At 73.3% G+C, this 20,577-nt stretch carries 21 protein-coding genes; 9 read left to right on the top strand and 12 right to left on the bottom strand.

Features of this window, described 5'->3' with window-relative positions:
* Window positions 1-280 precede the first annotated feature (280 nt).
* The 4 genes from FHX32_RS04595 to FHX32_RS04580 all read left to right on the top strand — a co-directional run bounded on the left by FHX32_RS04595 (window position 281) and on the right by FHX32_RS04580 (window position 3,845).
* A complete protein-coding gene (locus FHX32_RS04595; RefSeq protein WP_167179602.1) occupies window positions 281-1,993 on the top strand; it encodes a nitrite/sulfite reductase in 1,713 nt (570 codons plus the stop codon).
* 156 nt (window positions 1,994-2,149) lie between these two features.
* Window positions 2,150-2,311: a hypothetical protein gene (locus FHX32_RS04590; protein ID WP_167179601.1), complete on the top strand. Its 162-nt coding sequence runs from the start codon at window positions 2,150-2,152 to the stop codon at window positions 2,309-2,311.
* Window positions 2,308-3,069: a phosphoadenylyl-sulfate reductase gene (locus FHX32_RS04585; protein WP_167179600.1), complete on the top strand. Its 762-nt coding sequence runs from the start codon at window positions 2,308-2,310 to the stop codon at window positions 3,067-3,069. Before FHX32_RS04590 ends, FHX32_RS04585 begins: the two co-directional genes overlap by 4 nt.
* Window positions 3,051-3,845 carry a CbiX/SirB N-terminal domain-containing protein gene (locus FHX32_RS04580; RefSeq protein ID WP_167179599.1) on the top strand — a complete coding sequence of 265 codons (795 nt, stop codon included), beginning with the start codon at window positions 3,051-3,053 and terminating at the stop codon, window positions 3,843-3,845. Before FHX32_RS04585 ends, FHX32_RS04580 begins: the two co-directional genes overlap by 19 nt.
* Before the next feature lie 135 nt (window positions 3,846-3,980).
* Here FHX32_RS04580 and FHX32_RS04575 read toward each other — a convergent pair whose 3' ends face one another.
* Together FHX32_RS04575 and FHX32_RS04570 are read right to left on the bottom strand one after the other, a co-directional pair.
* The gene (locus FHX32_RS04575) at window positions 3,981-4,238 is read right to left on the bottom strand and encodes a WhiB family transcriptional regulator (RefSeq protein ID WP_007072794.1); all 258 of its coding nucleotides are present in this window, start codon (window positions 4,236-4,238) and stop codon (window positions 3,981-3,983) included.
* A gap of 447 nt (window positions 4,239-4,685) precedes the next feature.
* Window positions 4,686-5,636, bottom strand: a complete 951-nt coding sequence (locus tag FHX32_RS04570; protein ID WP_167179598.1) for a diacylglycerol kinase family protein — start codon at window positions 5,634-5,636, stop codon at window positions 4,686-4,688.
* On the opposite strand from FHX32_RS04570, the gene FHX32_RS04565 reads away from it, so the two are divergent.
* Entirely contained in the window at window positions 5,635-6,087 is a 453-nt protein-coding gene (locus tag FHX32_RS04565) for a hypothetical protein (protein WP_208417950.1), read from the top strand. The two genes, FHX32_RS04570 and FHX32_RS04565, sit on opposite strands and share 2 nt — an antisense overlap.
* On the opposite strand, the gene FHX32_RS04560 is transcribed toward FHX32_RS04565, so the two are convergent.
* The 3 genes from FHX32_RS04560 to sodN all read right to left on the bottom strand — a co-directional run bounded on the left by FHX32_RS04560 (window position 6,081) and on the right by sodN (window position 7,440).
* A complete protein-coding gene (locus FHX32_RS04560; protein WP_088992114.1) occupies window positions 6,081-6,488 on the bottom strand; it encodes an ATP-binding protein in 408 nt (135 codons plus the stop codon). The genes FHX32_RS04565 and FHX32_RS04560 overlap by 7 nt on opposite strands.
* Window positions 6,489-6,520: 32 nt before the next feature.
* Window positions 6,521-6,973 (bottom strand): GNAT family N-acetyltransferase, encoded by a 453-nt coding sequence (locus FHX32_RS04555; RefSeq protein ID WP_167182224.1) that lies wholly within the window; start codon window positions 6,971-6,973, stop codon window positions 6,521-6,523.
* A gap of 62 nt (window positions 6,974-7,035) precedes the next feature.
* Window positions 7,036-7,440 (bottom strand): superoxide dismutase, Ni, encoded by a 405-nt coding sequence (sodN, locus tag FHX32_RS04550; protein ID WP_167179596.1) that lies wholly within the window; start codon window positions 7,438-7,440, stop codon window positions 7,036-7,038.
* A gap of 84 nt (window positions 7,441-7,524) precedes the next feature.
* Here sodN and FHX32_RS04545 point away from each other — a divergent pair, with 84 nt between their 5' ends.
* From FHX32_RS04545 to FHX32_RS04535, 3 genes are all read left to right on the top strand, one after another.
* Window positions 7,525-7,875: a S26 family signal peptidase gene (locus tag FHX32_RS04545; protein WP_167179595.1), complete on the top strand. Its 351-nt coding sequence runs from the start codon at window positions 7,525-7,527 to the stop codon at window positions 7,873-7,875.
* A 141-nt stretch (window positions 7,876-8,016) separates the two neighbouring features.
* Entirely contained in the window at window positions 8,017-9,195 is a 1,179-nt protein-coding gene (locus FHX32_RS04540; RefSeq protein WP_167179594.1) for an NAD(P)-dependent malic enzyme, read from the top strand.
* Between the two features lie 75 nt (window positions 9,196-9,270).
* Window positions 9,271-10,233, top strand: a complete 963-nt coding sequence (locus FHX32_RS04535; RefSeq protein WP_172899269.1) for a zinc-binding dehydrogenase — start codon at window positions 9,271-9,273, stop codon at window positions 10,231-10,233.
* 19 nt (window positions 10,234-10,252) lie between these two features.
* Here the strand turns inward: FHX32_RS04535 and FHX32_RS04530 are convergent, their stop codons facing one another.
* The 3 genes from FHX32_RS04530 to FHX32_RS34390 form a co-directional block, all read right to left on the bottom strand.
* Window positions 10,253-11,221, bottom strand: a complete 969-nt coding sequence (locus tag FHX32_RS04530; protein ID WP_167179593.1) for an alpha/beta hydrolase — start codon at window positions 11,219-11,221, stop codon at window positions 10,253-10,255.
* A gap of 163 nt (window positions 11,222-11,384) precedes the next feature.
* The gene (locus FHX32_RS04525) at window positions 11,385-11,945 is read right to left on the bottom strand and encodes a nucleotidyltransferase domain-containing protein (RefSeq protein ID WP_486480907.1); all 561 of its coding nucleotides are present in this window, start codon (window positions 11,943-11,945) and stop codon (window positions 11,385-11,387) included.
* A gap of 372 nt (window positions 11,946-12,317) precedes the next feature.
* Window positions 12,318-12,590, bottom strand: coding sequence for a hypothetical protein (locus FHX32_RS34390; RefSeq protein ID WP_208417949.1), 273 nt, complete (start codon window positions 12,588-12,590; stop codon window positions 12,318-12,320).
* A 284-nt stretch (window positions 12,591-12,874) separates the two neighbouring features.
* Between FHX32_RS34390 and FHX32_RS04515 the strand changes: the two genes are divergently transcribed.
* On the top strand, window positions 12,875-13,045 hold the full coding sequence (locus FHX32_RS04515; RefSeq protein WP_167179592.1) for a hypothetical protein: 171 nt from the start codon (window positions 12,875-12,877) through the stop codon (window positions 13,043-13,045).
* A 79-nt stretch (window positions 13,046-13,124) separates the two neighbouring features.
* Here FHX32_RS04515 and FHX32_RS04510 read toward each other — a convergent pair whose 3' ends face one another.
* From FHX32_RS04510 to FHX32_RS04495, 4 genes are all read right to left on the bottom strand, one after another.
* Window positions 13,125-14,240 carry an acetate kinase gene (locus tag FHX32_RS04510; RefSeq protein WP_167179591.1) on the bottom strand — a complete coding sequence of 372 codons (1,116 nt, stop codon included), beginning with the start codon at window positions 14,238-14,240 and terminating at the stop codon, window positions 13,125-13,127.
* A gap of 46 nt (window positions 14,241-14,286) precedes the next feature.
* On the bottom strand, window positions 14,287-16,353 hold the full coding sequence (gene pta / locus FHX32_RS04505; protein ID WP_167179590.1) for a phosphate acetyltransferase: 2,067 nt from the start codon (window positions 16,351-16,353) through the stop codon (window positions 14,287-14,289).
* A 169-nt stretch (window positions 16,354-16,522) separates the two neighbouring features.
* Complete coding sequence (locus tag FHX32_RS04500; protein ID WP_088992124.1) at window positions 16,523-16,702, bottom strand: DUF6104 family protein; 180 nt, start codon at window positions 16,700-16,702, stop codon at window positions 16,523-16,525.
* 113 nt (window positions 16,703-16,815) lie between these two features.
* Window positions 16,816-20,556, bottom strand: coding sequence for a multifunctional oxoglutarate decarboxylase/oxoglutarate dehydrogenase thiamine pyrophosphate-binding subunit/dihydrolipoyllysine-residue succinyltransferase subunit (locus FHX32_RS04495; protein WP_167179589.1), 3,741 nt, complete (start codon window positions 20,554-20,556; stop codon window positions 16,816-16,818).
* Between the last annotated feature and the right edge of the window lie 21 nt (window positions 20,557-20,577).

Genomic DNA, 20,577 nt, shown 5'->3' with positions numbered 1-20,577 from the left:
ATGTGGGATCCCGCACGCGGTCATTGGTCGGCCCGCTCGGGGTGTGGCAGCATGAGCCCCATGACCGCCGCTGTCGTCCGCCGCTTCGTGGCCCGCCGCCACGTCGACTACGGCCGCGTGCGCAGCGCGATCTGTCCGGCCCACTGACGACGCCCGACCCATCCGTCTCGGGCGCGCTTCCGCGCCGGCCTCCACGACAACGCCGTCCACGGCCCGTACGCCACGGGCCGGCCGTCGCGTACCGCGCTCCCCACCCGCGCAGACAACGGAGGACGCCGCGATGGCGGTCAGCAGCATCCCGGCCCGGCCGGGGGACCCGACGGTGCGACCCGCCCGGGCCCCGCGCCGGCAGCGGGGCGAGGGCCAGTGGGCGCTCGGTCACCGCGAACCGCTCAACGCCAACGAGCGGACCAAGAAGGACGACGACCCGCTCAACGTGCGGGCCCGGATCGAGAACATTTACGCCCACCAGGGTTTCGCCTCCATCGACCCGGCCGACCTGCGTGGCCGGTTCCGCTGGTGGGGCCTCTACACCCAGCGCAAGGCCGGCATCGACGGCGGACGCACCGCCGTGCTGGAGCCGCACGAGCTGGAGGACGAGCACTTCATGCTCCGGGTCCGGGTCGACGGCGGCCAGCTCGACCTGGCCCAGCTGCGTACCGTCGCCGGGATTTCCCGGGAGTTCGCGCGGGACACCGCCGACATCACCGACCGGCAGAACATCCAGTTCCACTGGATCCGGGTCGAGGACGTGCCGGAGATCTGGCGCCGGCTGGAGGCGGTCGGCCTGCAGACTACCGAGGCGTGCGGCGACTGCCCCCGGGTCGTGCTCGGCAGTCCGGTCGCCGGCGTGGCCGAGGCGGAACTGCTCGACCCGACCCCCGCGCTCGACGAGATCGTCCGCCGGTACGTCGGCGACCCGCAGTTCGCCAACCTGCCGCGCAAGTTCAAGACCTCGATCTCCTGGCTGGTGGACACCCCGTACGAGGCGAACGACGTGGCCTTCCTCGGCGTCGACCACCCGGAGCACGGCCCCGGCTTCGACGTCTGGGTCGGCGGTGGCCTCTCCACCAACCCGATGCTGGCCAAGCGGCTGGGGGTGTGGGTCCCGCTCGGCGAGGTGCCGGACGTCTGGGCCGGCGTGGTGGGCATCTTCCGCGACTACGGCTACCGCCGGCTGCGCAACCGGGCCCGGCTGAAGTTCCTGGTCGCCGACTGGGGGGTGGAGCGGTTCCGCGAGGTGCTGGAGAAGGAGTACCTCGGCCGCACCCTGCTGGACGGTCCCGCGCCGGAGCTGCCGGAGAAGCCGGTCGACCACATCGGGGTGCACCGGCAGCGCGACGGGCGTCACTACGTCGGGGCCGCCCCGGTGGTGGGGCGGGTCTCCGGTGAGCAGCTGGCCCGGCTCGCCGACGTGATCGAGGCGCACGGCAGCGGCCGGATCCGGCTCACCCCGTACCAGAAGCTGCTGGTGCTGGACGTGCCGGGGGAGCGGATTGAGCCGCTGGTCGGCGCGCTGCGGGAGATCGGCCTGGAGGCCCGGCCGTCGGCCTGGCGGCGCGGCACGATGGCCTGCACCGGCCTCGAGTACTGCAAGCTCGCCATCGTCGAGACCAAGGCCCGCGGCGAGGAGCTGGTGGCCCGGCTGGAGGAACGGCTGCGCGACTTCGACGCGGACATCTCCATCCACCTCAACGGCTGCCCGAACGCCTGCGCCCGCACCCAGGTCGCCGACATCGGGCTGAAGGGTCAGCTGGTGGTCGGCCCGGACGGCCGGCAGGTGGAGGGCTTCCAGGTGCACCTCGGCGGCGGCCTCGGCATGGCCGAGGGGCAGACCGCCGGTTTCGGCCGCAAGCTGCGCGGCCTCAAGACCACCGCCGAGGAGCTTCCGGCGTACGTGGAACGGCTGGCCCGCCGCTACCTGGCCGGCCGGCGCGCGGGCGAGGCGTTCGCCCAGTGGGTGATCAGAGTCGACGAGGAGGAACTGCGATGAGCGAGTGGTGCGAGCGAATCATCAGGCTCAGCGCGAAGGTGCCTCATGACGACACGGAGCGAAGCGGAGTGCCGGCATGAGCGAGTGGAGCGAGCGAATCATCAGGCTCAGCGCGAAGGTGCCTCATGACGACACGGAGCGAAGCGGAGTGCCGGCATGAGCAGCGAGTACCGAGCGGCACCCCTGTACTGCCCATACTGCGGCGAGGAGGACCTGCGGCCGAGCGAGGAGGGCCACGGCGCCTGGGAGTGCCACGGCTGCGCCCGGGTGTTCACGGTCCGGTTCGCCGGCCTGCTGTCCCGGGCGGTGACCCGATGAGCCTGGTCTCCGCGGCGAACCTCGGACTGGTCGGCGTCGGCGGGCCCCGGCCGGCCGACCCGGCTCGGCGGGACCCCGACGAGCTGCGCGCGTTGGCCGAGCGGGCCGGCCGGGAGCTGGAGGGGGCGCCCGCCCAGGAGATCGCCCGGTGGGCGGCGGAGACCTTCGGCGACCGGTTCTGCGTGACCAGCTCGATGGCGGACGCGGTGCTGGCCCACCTGGTGTCCCGGGTCGCGCCCGGGGTGGACGTGGTCTTCCTCGACACCGGGCTGCACTTTCCCGAGACGCTGCGGGTCCGCGACGAGGTGGCCCGGACGCTGCCGGTGACCGTGCGGTCGATCCGCCCCCGGCTCACCGTCGGCCAGCAGGACGGCGAGTACGGCCCGCGGCTGTTCAACCGGTCCCCGGACGACTGCTGCCAGCTGCGCAAGGTGGAGCCGCTGGAGCGGGCCCTGGCCGGCTACGACGCCTGGGCCGCCGGCCTGCGCCGGGACGAGTCGCCGACCCGGGCGAACACGCCGGTGGTGGCCTTCGACCCGCGGCGCGGCAAGGTCAAGGTGAACCCGATCGCGGCCTGGACCCAGGCCGACGTGGACGGCTACATCGCCCGCTGGAACATCCCGGTCAACGAGCTGTTCAAGCAGGGCTACGGCTCGATCGGCTGCTGGCCGTGCACCCGGCGCACCAGGGCGGGGGAGGACCCGCGGGCCGGCCGCTGGGCGATGTTCGAGAAGACCGAGTGCGGGCTGCACGTCTGACCGGGTCGGGTACCGATCCCGTGGTCCTGGTCGCGCACGGCAGCCGTGATCCGCGGGCTGCCGCGGCGACCCGGGCGCTGGTCCGGGCGGTGTCGGCCGCCCGGCCCGGCATCCCGGTGCTGGCCAGCTGGCTGGACCACACCCGGCCCGGGCCGGCCGAGGTGCTCCGGTCGCTGGCGTCCGCCGGGCACCCCCGGGCGGTGCTGGTGCCGCTGCTGCTGACCGCCGCGTACCACCGGCGGGTGGACATCCCTGCGGCGGTCGCGGCGGCCCGGGAGGCCGGCCCGCCGATCGCGGTACGGGTCACCGACGTGCTCGGCCCGACCGGCGGCGCGGTGGACGGTGGCCTGCTGGCGGCCCTGGACCGCCGGTTGGCCGAGGCGGGGCCCGGCCGCCACGACGCGCTGGTGCTGGCGGCGGCGGGCACCCGGGATCCGGCGGCCCGGTGCTCGGTGGGTCGGGTTGCCGCCGCGCTCGGCGACCGGCTCGGCCTGCCGATCCGGGTCTCGTACGCCTCGGCGGCCCCGCCGGACACCGCGGCGGCGGTGGCCCGGCTGCGGGCCGGGGGCGCTCGCCGGGTGGCGGTGTCCGCGTACTTCCTGGCCCCCGGCCTGTTCCACGACGCGGTGGCGGCGGCGGGCCGGGACGCCGGGGCGGTGGCGGTGGCCGACCCGCTGACCGACGCCCCGGAACTGGCGGACCTGGTGCTGCGCCGGGTGGACGGCGGCGCAGCGACGGTCACCTGGCGTGACGATGCCGGTGACCACGCGGCGTGACGGGGATGCCGACCGCCCGGGCCCCGGCCATGGCGATGATCGCGGCGCTGTCGAATTCGACCACCGACAATGCCGCGGACAGCAGAACGCCCCGGCGGGTTCGACCCGGCCGGGGCGTGAAGCCTGGTGCGTTGATCAGGCGGAGTGAGCGCGCAGCACCCGGAGGCCACCGCGACGCTTGACGGCGCGCCGCTCCTCCTCGCTCATCCCGCCCCAGACGCCAGCGTCCTGACCGGACTCGAGCGCCCACTGCAGGCACTGGTCGGTCACGGAGCAGCGCCGGCAGACGGCCTTGGCCTGCTCGACCTGCAGGAGAGCCGGGCCGGACGTCCCGATCGGGAAGAACAGCTCCGGGTCCTCGTCGCGGCAGACAGCATGGTGACGCCAGTCCATGGCGGCAACACTCCTCATTCTGGATGGGTGGCAGATATTGCTTTGGTGCTTTTTCCTATATGCATCCGCAGCGCCGATGGTGACGGTTCGCGTCCGGCTATTCGGCACTGCGTGAGCAGGCTGCTGGCCCCGCGGACCTGCTGGAACGGCTCAAACCTGCCGAGCATATCCAGGCAATGTCCCGGTAACTCAAGTTCGCTTGTGAATACTTTCACGAACTCTCGCGATGTCAAGGGTGCCGCTCGGAAAAACTCCGCGCGGTGAGCAAGCCCACAACCCATTTGTCCGGGTTCCAGAGCGCTCTGGTTACCCGGCGTACCACAGTCGAGGATCAATATAGTACAGTCCGCATGACATTGCTGACATTTCCGGCACCTGCCTCCCGGTGTGGCGGCGCCGCGTCGATGCGGTGCCGCGACCGCGTCGACCTAGGGCAGTACCCGAGACCTAGCAGATTACTCTCAGTGCCGCGGGAATGGATGTGAATCTGACTTCCTCCCGCTCACCGAGGTAGTCGCCGTCCAGTTGGAACGCCTGTGGACGCTCGGCGAGCAGGGTGAACTCGGCCAGGTCGTGCATCCTGAGCACCTGTCTGCCGCGCGGATCGGGGTGCCGGGAGAAGAACTGCGTCACCGTCCGTGTGGTGCTGGCGACCCGCAGCCGCCGCAGGGCCAGCACGTCCAGCCCCAGGTCGAAGGACGCCTCCGGGTTGGGGTTGATCTCCCGGTCGCCGAGGTAGGTCCAGGGCGCGGTGTTCTGGATGATGACCGTGGCCAACTCGCTCTCGGCCGGCTCGCCGGGGCGCTCCAACCTGATCGCCGGGTGCCGCCGATCCGAGGCGAGGAAGTACTGGCTCACCGTGGACCGCAGGTAGAGCCCGGGCGTGGAAACCCGACCCCGGCGGCGGGCCCGCTCCACCCGGTGGATCACCGCCGCGTCGATGCCGAAGCCGGCGCAGAAGGTGAAGTAGCGGTCGTCGGCCCGGCCCAGCCCGATCGTGCGGTGCCGGCCCAGCCGGAGCCCCTCCAGGATCATGCTGGTGCCCTCCGACCACTCCCGGGGCAGCCCCAGCGCCCGGGCGAAGACGTTGGTCGACCCGCCCGGCACGGTGGCCAGCGCCGGCAGCCGCTCGGCCGGCGTGGCGGCGCCGACCACGGTCGGCGGCTTCGCCGTCATCAGGCCGTTCACCACCTCGTTGACGGTGCCGTCGCCACCGAGGGTGACCACCACCTCGACGCCCTCCTCGGCCGCCTCGCGGGCCAGCGCGGTCGCGTGCCCCCGCCGCCGGGTGTACCGCACGGAGAGGTCGACTTCGCTGCGCAGCGCCCGGACCAGCACGTCCCGGCTGCGCTCGCTGGTGGTGGTGGCCTTCGGATTGACCACCAGGACGGCCCGCATGGGCGGCACTGTACCCCGGAGTAGCACAGGTATCGTGGCGCGCGTGACGCTCGACTCCGACCCGATTCCGGTCACGCTCCGCTGGGCGGTCCGGCTGCTCCGGGCTGAGGCGGTCGCGGTGGGCCTGCTCGCCGTGTGGCTGGTCTGGGCCGACCTCACCGCAGCCAGCACCGACCGGTTGTCGGCATGGCTGGTGACCGCGTTCGCCATCGGCGCCGCCGCCGCGCTCTGGGCCCTCGGCGGGGCGCTGGAGCGGCGCCGGGCCGGGGCGCGGGCGCCGGCGATCGTGCTTCAGCTGATGCTGCTGCCGATCGGGTGGTTCATGGTCCAGGGCGGGATGGGCTGGCTCGGCGTACCGCTGATGGCCCTCGGGATCGGGGTGAGCTGGCTGCTGGTCAGCCCGGCGACCAGCCGGGCGCTCGGCTTCGGGACGCCCGAGGGCGGTCAGTAGCCCGAGGCGCGCCGGGTCAGCAGCGAGATGGTGGCCCGGCCGCCGGCGACGTTCGCCGTCGCCGAGGTGGTCAGCGCGGTGAGCACCTTCCAGGCGAAGGACGACTCGGCGGGCAGCCCGGCGCCGCGGACGGTGGGCACGGTCACCTCCACGGTGAGCGCGTCCTCGGTCACCGCGAACCGGCAGTCGAGCTCGGCGTCCCGGGTGGCGATGGCGAGCAGCATGGCGCAGGCCTCGTCAACCGCGATGCGCAGGTCCTCGATCTCGTCGAGGGCGAACTGCAGCCGCGCCGCGAGCCCGGCCGTGGCGGTGCGCAGCACGCCGAGGTAGCCGCCGTCGGCGGGCACGGTGAGGTGCACGACGTCGTCGTCGGTCGTCGGCTGGCCGGTCAGTTGAGTCACCACTCATCCCCCCGGTCGGGGACTCTACCCGCTCAGGGGGCGGGCCGTGTGGGGGCGGTCACCTGGGCCGCGAGACCGGCCAGGGCGGCGCCGTCGAGCCGGTAGGGGATCCACCCGGTCAGTTGCTCGGCGCCGATGGCGGCGTAGAAGCCGGCGGCCGGGTTCCAGTCGAGCATCGACCACTCCAGCCGTTGGTAGCCCCGGCGTACGCAGATGTCGGCGAGGGTGGCCAGCAGCAGCCGGCCGGCTCCGGTGCCCCGGGCGGCCGGCCGGACGTAGAGGTCCTCCAGGTGGATGCCGTGCACGCCGGCCCAGGTGGAGAAGGTCAGGAACCAGAGCGCGAAGCCGACCGGAGAGTCCCGGTCGTCCACCGCGACGTGGCCGTGCAGCGCCGGGTCCGGGCCGAACAGCGCGGCGTGCAACTGCTCCGCGGTGAGGTGGCACTGCTCGGGCGCGCGCTCGTACTCGGCCAGCTCGTGCACCATGGCGACGACGGCCGGCACGTCCGCTGGACGTGCCGGCCGGATCGCCGGCGGGACCGCGAGGGTCACGCCTTCTTGGTCTCCCAGAAGATCTTGGCGATCTCGTCGATCTTCTGCAGCAGCTGGTCGGCGGTGGCCGGGTCGAGGCTGCCCTTCACGCCGCCCGCGCCAGCGAGCTTGGTGGCCTCGTTGAACAGCTGGTGCAGCTGGGGGTACTTCTCGAAGTGGGGCGCCTTGAAGTAGTCGGTCCAGAGCACCCACAGGTGGTGCTTGACCAGCTCGGCGCGCTGCTCCTTGATGATGACGGCCCGCGTGCGGAATTCCGGGTCGGTGTTCGCCTGGTACTTCTCGCAGATCATTTTGACCGACTCGGCCTCGATCCGGGCCTGCGCCGGGTCGTACACACCGCAGGGCAGGTCGCAGTGGGCGCTGGCGGTCACGCGGGGCACAAGGATGCGTGGAAGTCGCATCGGGATCCTCCATGGGAAGTTTGCGATGATCCAAGCTGACATTACTCCTGGCGGGGCTCCCCCAAGCCGGTGGAGGTGAAACCGATGACCGCCGAGCACCCGGCGGCCGTAGGACGACTGCGCTGGCCGTTGACGGCGGTGCTGGTCAGCGGTCCGTCCATGGCACCGACCCTGCGTCACGGGGACGCCGTGCTGGTCCGCCGGGGCGGCCGGCCGGTGCGCCCCGGCGACGTCGTGGTCGCGGTCTTCCGCAGCCGTCCTGACCTGCTCGTCGTCAAGCGCGCGGTGCGCGCCCAGGACGGCGGCTGGTGGCTGTACGGGGACAACGAGTTCGTCGCCGACGACTCCCGGGCGTACGGGGTGGCCGACGTGCACGGCCGGGTGGTGGCCCGCTACTGGCCCCGGCCCGGACGGGTGCGCCGCCGTCCGTTATGACCCTGCTCACATCGGCGGGGCCCCGACAACACTATGCTCGGAAAGTGCCCGGGTGACCCCCCGCACCGCGCGCCGCCGCTCGCCGCCTCACCACGCGTACCGACCGGCTGGTCCTGCTGCTCGACAGATCCTGGAGTCACCATGTCACCGTCCACCGTGGACCCTGCTGATCCCGTCTTCCGACTGCACCGCGGCGGCAAGATGGCCGTCGCCTCGACGGTCCCGCTGACCAGCCGGGAGGACCTCTCCCTCGCGTACACCCCCGGGGTGGCCCGGGTGTGCGAGGCGATCGCCGCCGACGAGACCCTGGTCGACGACTACACCTGGGTGTCGCACACCGTCGCGGTCGTCACCGACGGCTCGGCCGTACTCGGGCTCGGCAACATCGGCCCGCGCGCCGCGCTGCCCGTGATGGAGGGCAAGGCGGTGCTGTTCAAGCAGTTCGCCGGCGTGGACGCGGTACCGGTCTGCCTGGACACCCAGGACGTGGACGAGATCGTGGCGGTGGTGCGGGCACTCGCGCCGTCGTTCGGCGGGATCAACCTGGAGGACATCAGCGCCCCGCGCTGCTTCGAGGTGGAGCGCCGGCTGGACGAGGCCCTGGACATCCCGGTCTTCCACGACGACCAGCACGGCACCGCGATCGTCGTGCTGGCCGCGCTGCGCAACGCCGCCATGCTGCTCAACCGCAAGCTGGGCGACCTGCGGGTGGCGGTCAGCGGCGCCGGCGCGGCCGGCGTGGCGGTGACGAAGATGCTGCTGGCCGGGGGCGTGGACCCGGCCCGGGTGGTGGTCTGCGACTCGAAGGGGATCATCGGCCGGCACCGCACCGGGCTCACCGACACCAAGGCGGAACTGGCCGCCGTCACCAACCCCGACGGCCGGCAGGGCGACATCACCGAGGCGCTGCGCGACGCGGACGTGCTGATCGGCGTCTCCGGCGGGCGGATCCCGGAGGCCGCGGTGGCCGGGATGACCCCGGGCGGGATCGTCTTCGCGCTGGCGAACCCGGACCCGGAGGTGCACCCCGAGGTGGCCGCCCGGCACGTCGCGGTGGTGGCCACCGGGCGCAGCGACTACCCCAACCAGATCAACAACGTGCTGGCCTTCCCCGGCGTGTTCCGGGGCGCGCTGGACGCCCGGGCCACCCGGATCACCGAGGGCATGAAGGTGGCCGCCGCCGACGCCATCGCGCAGGTGGTGGCCGAGACGCTCACCCCGGAGGCGATCGTGCCGTCCCCGCTCGACCCGCGGGTCGCCCCCGCGGTGGCCGAGGCGGTGGCCGAGGCGGCCCGCCGCGACGGCGTCGCCCGGGCCTGACCCGGGCCGAGGGCCCCGTCCTGTCGCACGTCGCACAGGGCGGGGCCCTTCTTCCGGCCCGTCCCGCTTGTTACCGTGCCGATCATGCGTGCCGCCTTCGCCTCCCGCTTCGACGACGCCGACCCGCTCGCCGCGCTCACCGTCGGCGAGCGGCCCGAGCCGACCCACCCGGACGACGACTGGGTCACCGTGCAGGTCCGGGCCAGTTCGCTGAACCACCACGACCTGTGGTCGCTGCGCGGGGTCGGGCTCACCGGCGACCAGTTGCCGATGATCCTCGGCTGCGACGCCGTCGGAGTCGACCCGGACGGCAACGAGGTGGTCGTCTACCCCGTGGTGGCGACGCCGGGTGACCCGCGCGGCGTCTCCATCCTCTCCGAGCACTTCCCGGGCACGCTCGCCGAGCGGGTGGCCGTACCCCGGTCGAACCTGGTGCCGCTGCCGGCCGGACTGGCCGCCACCGACGCGGCCTGCCTGCCGACCGCGTGGCTCACCGCCTGGCGGATGCTCACCACCAAGGGCCGGGTCGGCGACGCCGACGCGGTGCTGGTGCAGGGCGCCGGGGGCGGCGTCGCCACGGCCGCCGTCGCGCTCGCCGCGGCGATGGGCAAGCGGGTCTACGCGACGAGCCGGGACGCCGCCAAGCGGGAGCGGATCGCCGAGCTGGGCGCGACCGCCGTCGAGCCGGGCGCCCGGCTGCCCGAGCGGGTCGACGTGGTGATCGAGACCGTCGGCGCGGCCACCTTCGACCACTCGCTGAAGTCCGCCGCGCCGATGGCCCGGATCGTCGTCTCCGGCGCCACGGCCGGGCACGAGCCCAAGGTCAACCTGCGCCGGGTCTTCGCCATGCAGCTGGAGATCCTGGGCACCTCGATGGGCACCCCGGACGAGCTGGCGGACCTGCTCGCCTTCTGCGCCGAGCACCAGGTGCGGCCGGTGGTGGACAGCGTGGTCCCGTTCAGCCGGGTCGAGGAGGCGTTCGCCCGCCTGCACTCCGGCGAGGTCTTCGGCAAGGTGGTCGTCGACCACACCGCCTGAGCCGGGGCCTCCCGGGGCGTCAGAGGCGGTTGTCGAGGACGGCGATGTCGCCCCGCGCGGCGCCGGTGGGGATGCGCCGCTTGGCGGCCTCGTCGCCGTAGAGGGTCCAGCGCAGGAACTCGACGGTGGTGTCCGAGACCACCCGCAGCGCGGCGCCGTCGCTGAGCAGCGCCCGCCCGTGGTCGCCGTTCGGCAGGCTCAGCATCGCCTTCGGCCAGGGCACCTTGTCGTACGCCTCCTTGCCGGCGGCGTACTGGACCACCTCGTCGGCCTCGCCGTGCACGAACAGCTGCGGCGCGGCGGCGCCGGCGAACGCGGTGCCCACCCCGAGCGCGGTGCCGGCGAACACCACCCCGGCGTCGAGCCGTTCGTCCCGGCCGGCGGTGAACAGGCCGATGGTGGTCACCCCGCCGGCCGAGTGCCCGGCCGCGGCCACCCGGTCGCCAGCCAGCCGGCCACGCAGCGGATCACCGGCCCGGCCGTCGAGGGCGAGCACCTGGGTCAGCACGTACGACACGTCGGCGGGCTGGTTGAGCACGTCCAGCACGTTGGCGTCGGTGCCCCGGGAGGTGTGCGGGAAGGTCGGCGCGGCCACCACGAAGCCGGCCGCCGCCCACCGGGTGAGCAGCGTCTCGTAGTCGGCCGGGCGCCCGCCCAGGCCGTGGCTGAACATCACCACCGGGAACCGGCCGTCGGCGGCCCGCGCGGACCGTTCGGGCTCACCGCCGGCCTTCCCGGCCGCCGGGTACCAGAGGGTCACCGGCAGCGGGCGGTCGCCGTCGCGGTTCAGCTTCAGCTGGCGTACGCCCACCGCGAAGGCCCGCTCCGGCGCGGTGCCGGCGGGTACCCGCGGTGCGGGGGTGGTCGCCGCCGGGGTCTGGGTGGGTACGGCCTGCGGGCGGGCCGGCCCGGTGTCTCCGGAGCAGCCGACCAGACCGGCGGTGAGCAGGGCGCAGGCGAGCAGGGCAGGGGTGCGGCGACGCGGCATGGCTCCGATTGTGCCCTGCCCGTCCGGGTGGCCCGCCGGAGATCGACCGACCGTGCCCGCGCGGCCACCGGATCGTGCCGTTCCTGCCGCACGTGGCGGATCCGCCCGGTCCCGCACCGGTTGCCGGCCAACCTGATCGAGCGGTCGCGCCGGCTGCCCCGCGCTACGCCCCGGGCGAGGTCGCCTCGGGTCGGTGCTCCGGCGGGGCGGCGCCGAGGCGGGCCAGGTCGGCGGCGTCCTTGGCGCGGCGGGGGCGGCCGGGCATCCAGACCGGGTACATCCGCTTGAACTCGACCTGGGCCGCCACCGCGATGACCGGGACGGTCAGCGGGCCGATCCGCCCGGGCGGGCCGGCCAGCATCCCCGCCGGCAGCGGCGTGCCGGCCCACGGGCCGCTGCCGACGGTGACCCGGCCGTCGGCGTCCCACGCCAGGTACGCGAAGCTCACCTCGACGTCGTCGCGGAACAGGTCCAGTTGGACGTCGACCGGCAGCCGCGGGTCCGGGCGCCAGCCGCACCCGAGCAGCAGGGCGGCCAGCCGGTCGGCGTCGGCGCGCCAGCAGTACCAGTCGACGTCCACGTGCGGCCGGGTCACCTCGCCGAGATGGAAGTCGACCGCCCAGCCGCCGCGCAGCCACACCTCGATTCCGGCTGTGCCGGCCACCTCGACCACCTCGCCGATGCTGGCCAACTGCCGCCCCGCGAGCCCTGCCACACCCACCACCCGCCGACCGTAACCGCGGCCCCGCCTCCCCGCACCGCCGTTTCCGACCGTCGCTCGCGCCCCGGCGGTCGCGAAAATGTTGGGCGTGCGGGCGAGGGCGTGGCGGCCGGGCGTGTCGCGGCGGCGCGTCAAAGTGTCCAGCGAGCGCGATACCTGAGAGTCATTTTGATGACTCTGAGGTATCGGTCGTTCCTGTCCTCCCCGCCCTGGTGCCCGCCGCGCCGGAAGGTGTGCCGCCGGCCCCGCCGCCACAGGATCACGCGCACCTCGGCACCGGCGGGATCACGCGCGCACCCCGACAGCACGGGATCACGGTCGCGGCCGGAGGCGTCCCGGTGCGCGGTTCGGTCACCATCCCGGCGAGCGGCGCGGTCAGGGGGCGGGGCGGGTCTCGTAGCGGGTGAGGGCGGGAGCGTTGGCGCCGGCGGGCAGGCGGCGGGCGGCATCCGGGTCGCGGCCACCACGAAGCCGGCCGCGACCCACCGGGTGGTCAACCCGGCGTGCAGGTGGGGCAGGCTGTCCAGCCCCGTGGCTGTAGAGCACCACCGGGAACCGACCCGCGGCCACCGCGTTCCCGTCCGCCGGGTGCCAGAGGGTGACCGGTAGCGGGCGCGCGGAGGCCGCGTCGACGGTGAGCGTACGCACGCCGACGGCGTACGCCCCCGCCGGCGCCCGGCGGGCCGGTTGCGGCGTACCGGGCGCGGCGGTGGCCGCCCGCAGCCGGCCAGCAGCGCCGTCAGCAGCGCGGCGACCAGCCGCTTGATCCCCACGATTCCACGGTAGGTGCCAGGGCGCCCCGCGCGGCCCCGCCGTCCGGACCGGCTCCGTTCACCACCCGGTCGCCAGTCGGTCCCCCGGCCGGCCCGACCTGACCCGGGCCGGCGCGCGTGGGGCGGTGTACCGGGACCGGCTTGGCTAGGGTCACCGGCATGGCTGAGAACTACACCGACCCGAGCGGCAACACCGAGGCGTTCCGCGCCTTCGCCAACACCCCGGAGGCCGAGGCGCCGGCCGCCGCGTCCCGGACGCCGCTGCTGGTCGGCGCGGCGGTGGTCGCGGTCGTCCTGGTCGCCGTGGTCGCCTGGCTCGCCCTGGGCTGACCGTCCGCCGCCGCCCGCGCCCGGCGACGACGGCCCCGCCCGTAGGCGACCGCCCGCCCGCCAGTCCGCCGGCGGACGGTCAGCGTGCGGTGGCCAGGTCGCGGGCGGTGCGGGCGATCTCGCGCTCCTCGTCGGTGCCGATAACGCAGACGGCCACCTCGGCGCCCGCCGGCGAGATGAGCCGGTCGCCGCTGCCGGCGTTGCGTTCCGGGTCCACCACGATACCGAGCCGCTCCAGGCCGGCCAGCGCCGCCGCGCGGACCGGGGCGGCGTGCTCGCCCACCCCGGCGGTGAAGGTGATCGCGTCCAACCGGCCGAGCAGGGCGTAGTATGCGCCGACGTACCCGGTGATCCGGCGGCAGTAGACGTCGAAGGCGAGGGCGGCGGCGGGGTCGCCGTCCGCCCGCCGCCGGAGTACCTCGCGCATGTCGTTGGCGCCGGTCAGGCCGAGCAGCCCGCTGCGGTGGTTGAGCAGGTCGTCGATCTCGTCCACGGAGAGCCCGCCCTCGCGGCGCAGGTGGAAGATCACCGCCGGGTCCAGGTCGCCGCTGCGGGTGCCCATCACCAGGCCCTGCAACGGAGACATTCCCATCGAGGTGGCCACGCTGCGCCCGCCGGCCACCGCGCAGGCGCTGGCTCCGTTGCCCAGGTGCAGGGTGATCGTGTTCAGCTCGTGGTGCGGGCGGCCCAGCAGTTCGGCGGTGCGCCGGGAGACGTACGCGTGCGAGGTGCCGTGGAAGCCGTACCGCCGGATGCCGTACCGCTGCGCGGTGTCCCGGTCGATCGCGTAGACCTCGGCGGCCTCCGGCATGGTGTGGTGGAACGCGGTGTCGAAGACGGCGACCTGCGGGACGTCCGGCAGCGCGGCCCGGGCGACCTCGATGCCGGCCAGGTTCGCCGGGTTGTGCAGCGGGGCGAGCGGGACCAGGTCGCGGATCGCGGCCAGCACCGCGTCGTCGATCAGGACCGGCTCGGTGAACCGCCGGCCACCGTGCACCACCCGGTGCCCGACGGCGATCAGCCCGGCCAGGTCGAGCCGGCCGAGAATGTCGCGGACGGCCGTCTCGTGGTCGGCCGGCCCGCCGCCGGGCTCGCCGATCCGTTCCACGGTGCCCTTGTCGCGTACCTCGTCACCGTCGTAGAGCCGGTACTTGACCGACGACGACCCGCAGTTGAGGACGAGGACCCGGCTCATGCCAGCCCTCCGCCGGGCATGCCGACTCGCTCGCTGCGCTCGCTACTCATGCGACCTCCGCGCTGGCCTGGATGGCGGTGATCGCCACCGTGTTGACGATGTCCGGCACGGTCGCGCCGCGGGACAGGTCGTTGACCGGCCGGCGAAGGCCCTGCATCACCGGCCCGACGGCCACCGCACCGGCCGAGCGCTGCACCGCCTTGTACGTGTTGTTGCCGGTGTTCAGGTCCGGGAAGATGAAGACCGTCGCCCGGCCGGCGACCTCGCTGCCGGGCAGCTTCGTCGCCGCCACCGCGGGGTCGATCGCCGCGTCGTACTGGATCGGCCCCTCCACCAGCAGGTCCGGGCGGCGTTCGCGAACCAGCTTGGTGGCCGCCGCGACCTTCTCCACGTCCTCGCCCGCGCCGGAGGTGCCGGTCGAGTAGGAGAGCATGGCGACCCGGGGTTCGATGCCGAACCGGGCGGCGGTGTCGGCCGACGAGATCGCGATGTCGGCGAGCTGGCCGGCGTCCGGGTCGCGGTTGACCGCGCAGTCGCCGTAGACCAGCACCCGGTCGGCGAGCAGCATGAAGAAGACGCTGGACGCGACCGAGACGCCCGGCACGGTGCGGATGATCTCGAACGCCGGGCGGATGGTGGCGGCGGTGGTGTGCGTCGCCCCGGAGACCATGCCGTCGGCGTGCCCGGTCTGCACCATCAGGGTGCCGAAGTAGTTCGGCTGGGCCACGATGTCGTGGGCCAGGTCGGCGCTGACGCCGCGGTGGGCGCGCAGCTTCGCGTACTCGACGGCGAACTCGTCGCGCCACTCGCTGGTCACCGGGTCGACCACCCGCGCCCCGCCGATGTCGATGCCCAGCTCCCGGGTGCGCCGGGCGATGTCGTCGGGGCGGCCGAGCAGGGTCAGGTCGGCGACGTTGCGGCGCAGCAGGATCTCCGCGGCGCGCAGGATGCGCTCCTCCGCCCCCTCCGGCAGCACCACGTGCCGGCACTGCGTCCGGGCCCGGTCGATCAGGTCGTACTCGAACATCAGCGGGGTGACCCGGGCGGACCGGCTGACCCGCAGCCGGCGGGACAGGTCGTCGGTGTCCACGCAGCGCTCGAAGGCGCCGAGCGCGGCCTCCACCTTGCGCGGGTTGCCGGCGCTCAGCCGGCCCTCGATCCGGCTGGACGCGGCCACCGTGTCGTAGCTGTCGCTGGTCACCGAGAGCACGGCGAGCCCGGTGTTCAGCCCCTCGAACAGCCGCATCGCCCGCGGGTCGGGCTGCTCGCCGAGGGTGAGCACCAGTCCGGCCACCGACACCTGCCCGGCCACGTGCGCGGCACTGGCGGCCACCAGCAGGTCGTCCCGGTCCCCGGGGGTGATCACCAGGGCGCCGTCGGTGAGGTGGTCCAGCAGGGTCGGCACGTGCGCGGCGCCCACCACGTAGTCGAGCACGTCCCGGCCGAGCGCGGCGTCGTCCCCGGCGAGCAGGGTGGCGCCGAGCGCCGCCGCCACCTCGGCCACCGTCGGCGCCGACACGCTCGGCACCTCCGGGATGGCGTACGCGGGAACCGGCAGCTCGGGCAGGGGCATCGGCTCGGGCACCCGGTTGGCGATCACCGCCAGCACGGTGGCGCCCAGGTCCGCGAGGTCGTGGTACGCCCCGCGCACCGCGGCCGCGATCGCCGCCGGCTCCTGCCCGAAGCCGTCCACCACCGGCACCACGACGCTGCCGAACTCGGTGGCCAGCCGGGCGTTGAAGGCCAACTCCCGGGGGCCGGCGCCGTCACCGCCGTCGGCGAAGTCGCTGCCCACCACGACCACCGCCGGGCACCGGCGTTCCACCGCCCGGTAGCGCTCGACGATCCGGGAGATCAGCTCCTCCCGCCGCCCGTCGGCGACCAGGGTGGTCGCCTCGGCGTACGTGGTGCCGGACAGGTCGGCCAGCGGCGGCTCGATCCGGTAGCGGTCGCTGAGCAGGGCGAGGATCGGGTCCGGACCGGTGCCACCGACCAGCGGCCGGAACGCGCCGATCCGCTCGACCTGCCGGGAGAGCAGTTCGGCCAGCCCGAGAGCGATGGTCGACTTGCCTCCGCCGGATCCCACGCTGGTGACGTACACACTCCGGGCCACGCCACCACCCTAGAAGATCACGCCGCCGCCCGCCCGGGTCCTTCGTCCCACCCACCCCACCCACCGACCCCTCGCCCGGCCGTCCCGGCACGTCGATCATGAAGTTGTTGCCGGCCGCACCGGCGTGTCGCAGCAACAACTTCATGATCGACGGGGGAGTGGGTGGGGGTTACTCGTCGTCGGGGTCGTCGAGCCGGGCCAGGTAGGTGGCGAGGCGTTCGATCGGGGTCTCGAACTCGGGGTTGAGATCGACGAAGTCGCGCAGGCGCTCGCCGAGCCACTCCATGCTGACCTGCTCGTCGCCCCGGCGTTCGACGAGTTCCTCGATGCCGCGGTCGGTGAAGTACATGCTTCGTCCTCGGGTGTCGTCCGGCGTGCCGCCGGTGGTGTGCGGGGGCCGACGCGAGGCGGGGCAGAGCCGTCGTGGTGACGAACTCTGCCCCGCTCGGCGGTGCGGTCAGGTCACGGGCGGGGCAGCGCCGCCTCGAGCAGGGCGTTCTGCTCCACCTCGTGCATCTTGGCGGAGCCGACGGCCGGCGCGGCGGCGGCCGGGCGGGAGATCCGGCGCAGCCGGACGTCCGCCAGGTGCTCCAGCAGGTTGAGCGCGACGAACGACCAGGCGCCCTGGTTGGCCGGCTCCTCCTGCACCCAGGCGAAGTCCTCCGCGTTCGGGTACTCCGCCAGCGCGGCGCGGATCTCCTCCACCGGCATCGGGTAGAGCTGCTCCAGCCGGATGATCGCGGTGTCGGTGATGCCGCGCTCCTGCCGGGCCTGGAGCAGGTCGTAGTAGACCTTGCCCGAGCAGAGCAGCACCCGCTTCACCCCCGCCGGCGCCGGGGCGGCCGAGTCCCGCAGCACCGGCTGGAAGGTGCCGGTGGTGAAGTCCTCGACCGAGGAGACGCAGAGCTTGTGCCGCAGCAGTGACTTCGGCGTGAACACCACCAGCGGCTTCCGCTTCGGCGAGAGGGCCTGGCGGCGCAGCAGATGGAAGTAGTTCGCCGGGGTGGTGGGGATCGCCACCCGCATGTTGTCCTCGGCGCACATCTGCAGGAACCGCTCCGGCCGGCCGGAGGTGTGGTCCGGGCCCTGACCCTCGTGGCCGTGCGGCAGCAGCAGGGTGACCGCCGAGCGCTGGCCCCACTTCACCTCGCCGGAGGAGATGAACTCGTCGATCACCGACTGGGCGCCGTTGACGAAGTCACCGAACTGGGCCTCCCAGCAGACCAGCGCGTTGACGTTCTCCACCGAGTAGCCGTACTCGAAGCCCATCGCGGCGTACTCGCTGAGCAGCGAGTCGTGCACGAAGAACCGGGAGCGCTCGCCGTCGCCGGTCAGCGACTGCAGCGGGAGGTGGTCCTGGCCGGTCCGCGCGTCGACGATCGAGGCGTGCCGCTGGACGAAGGTGCCCCGGCGGGAGTCCTGCCCGGCGAGCCGGACGGTGACCCCGTCGTGCAGCAGCGCGCCGAACGCGATGATCTCGCCGAAGCCCCAGTCGATGTTGCCCTCGACGGACATCTTGGCCCGCCGGTCGAGCAGCTGCTGGATCCGCTTGTGCGGGGTGAAGCCCTCCGGCAGGTTGACGTGCGCCTCGCCGATCGCCTTGACCACGGCCGCGTCGGTCGCGGTGTCCACCTGCGGCTCCGGCTCCTCCTCGCGCTTGGGGCGGCCGAGCTGGCGCGGCGTGGTGGCCGCGTCGCGGGTGGCCTTGAAGACCCGCTCCAGCTGCGCCTGGTAGTCGCGCAGCAGCTCCTCCGCGTCCTCGACGGTGATGTCGCCGCGGCCGATCAGCTCCTCGGTGTAGAGCTTGCGGACCGAGCGCTTCGAGTCGATGATCTTGTACATCTGCGGGTTGGACATCGACGGGTCGTCGCCCTCGTTGTGCCCGCGCCGCCGGTAGCAGACCATGTCGATCACGACGTCCTTGTTGAACGCCTGGCGGTACTCGAAGGCCAGCCGGGCCACCCGGACCACGGCCTCCGGGTCGTCGCCGTTGACGTGGAAGATCGGCGCCTGGATCATCCGGGCCACGTCGGTGCTGTAGAGGCTGGACCGGCTGTACTCCGGGGCGGTGGTGAAGCCGACCTGGTTGTTGACCACCACGTGCACGGTGCCGCCGGTGCGGTAGCCGCGCAGCTGGGACAGGTTGAGCGTCTCGGCCACCACGCCCTGGCCGGCGAAGGCGGCGTCACCGTGCACCGCCAGCGGCAGCACGGTGTAGCCCTCCAGCTTGAGGTCTATCCGGTCCTGCTTGGCCCGGACGATGCCCTCCAGCACCGGGTCGACGGCCTCCAGGTGCGACGGGTTCGCCACCACCGAGACCTTGACCGAGTGCTCGCCGTCCGGGGTGGTGAACTTGCCGTTCTGGCCGAGGTGGTACTTCACGTCGCCGGAGCCCTGGGTGGAGCGCGGGTCCAGGTGCCCCTCGAACTCGGAGAAGATCTTCTCGTACGGCTTGCCGACGATGTTGGCCAGCACGTTGAGCCGGCCGCGGTGGGCCATGCCGATGACGACCTCGTCCAGCCCGCCCTCGGCGGACGCCTCCAGCACCTCGCCCAGCAGCGGGATCAGCGACTCGCCGCCCTCCAGCGAGAAGCGCTTCTGGCCGACGTACTTGGTCTGCAGGAAGGTCTCGAACGCCTCGGCGGCGTTGAGCCGGTTGAGCACGTGCTTCTGCTCGTCCGGGGACGGCTTCTCGTACTTGCGCTCGACCCGCTCCTGGATCCAGCGCCGCTCCTCCGGGTCCTGGATGTGCATGTACTCGATGCCGACCCGGCGGCAGTACGAGTCGCGCAGCACGCCGAGGATCTCGCGCAGCTTCATCCGCTGCTTGCCGGCGAAGCCGTTGACCGGGAAGGTGCGGTCCAGGTCCCACAGGGTCAGCCCGTGCTGGAGCACGTCCAGGTCGGGATGCTTGCGGATCTCGAACTCGAGCGGATCGGTGTCGGCCATCAGGTGACCGCGCACCCGGTAGGCGTGGATCAGCTCGTGCACCCGGGCGGTCTTGTTGATCTGGCCTTCGCTGTCGACCGCGACGTCGCGCATCCAGCGCACCGGCTCGTACGGGATGCGCAGCGAGGTGAAGATCTCGTCGTAGAAGCCGTGCTCGCCCAGGATCAGCTCGTGCATGGCCTTGAGGAACTCGCCGGACTGCGCGCCCTGGATGATCCGGTGGTCGTACGTGCTGGTCAGCGTGATGACCTTGCTGACCGCCAACTCGGCGAGGGTGGCCTCGCTCATGCCCTGGTACGGCGCCGGGTACTCCATCGCGCCGACGCCGATGATCGCGCTCTGCCCCTGCATGAGCCGCGGCATCGAGTGCACGGTGCCGATGCCGCCCGGGTTGGTCAGCGAGATCGTGGTGCCGGCGTAGTCCTCCATGGTCAGCTCGTTGCGGCGGGCCCGCCGGACCACGTCCTCGTACGCCTGCCAGAACTGCCGGAAGTCCATCTGCTCGCAGGCCTTGATGGACGGCACCACGAGGTTGCGGCTGCCGTCCGGCTTCACCAGGTCGATGGCGATACCCAGGTTGACGTGCTCCGGGCGGACCATCGCCGGCTTGCCGTCGGCCTCGGCGAAGGAGTTGTTCATCTCCGGGTGCTGCGCCAGCGCCCGGACCAGCGCGTAGCCGATCAGGTGGGTGAAGCTGACCTTGCCACCGCGCCCGCGGGCGAGGTGGTTGTTGATCACGATGCGGTTGTCGACCAGGAGCTTGGCCGGTACGGCGCGCACGCTGGTGGCGGTGGGCACGGTCAGCGAGGCGTCCATGTTCTGCACGATCCGCGCCGCGACGCCCCGCAGCGGAGTGGTCTGCGCGCCGGTGGCTGTCGGCTGGGCCGCCTTGGCCGGTGCCGCCTTGGGCTGGGCCGGCTTCGACGGGGCGGTCTTGGCCGCGGCCGGCTTCGGCTCGGCCGGCTTGGCTGCCGGCTTCGGCTCCGCCGGCTTCGCCGCGGCCGGCGGCTGGGCGACCTTGGCCGTCGCCTCCGGCTGGCCGTCGGGCTCGGGACGGGCGGCGGGGGTGGTCGGCTGGCCCCCACGCGGTGTGGCGGCGCCCGGCGCCGGCCGGTAGTCGGCGAAGAAGTCGTGCCAGGCCGAGTCGACGCTCTTGGGGTCCGCGAGGTACCGCTGGTACATCTCCTCGACGATCCACTCGTTCGGGCCGAAACCCGCCAGTGGGTTCTCCTGCGAAGTCTGCTGGGTCGACACGGCCGGTAATCGCCTCTTTCA

The organism is Micromonospora sp. CNZ280, from assembly GCF_011759515.1.
Note: the sequence above shows the minus strand (reverse complement) of the source record. Positions and strands in the feature narration are given on the sequence as shown.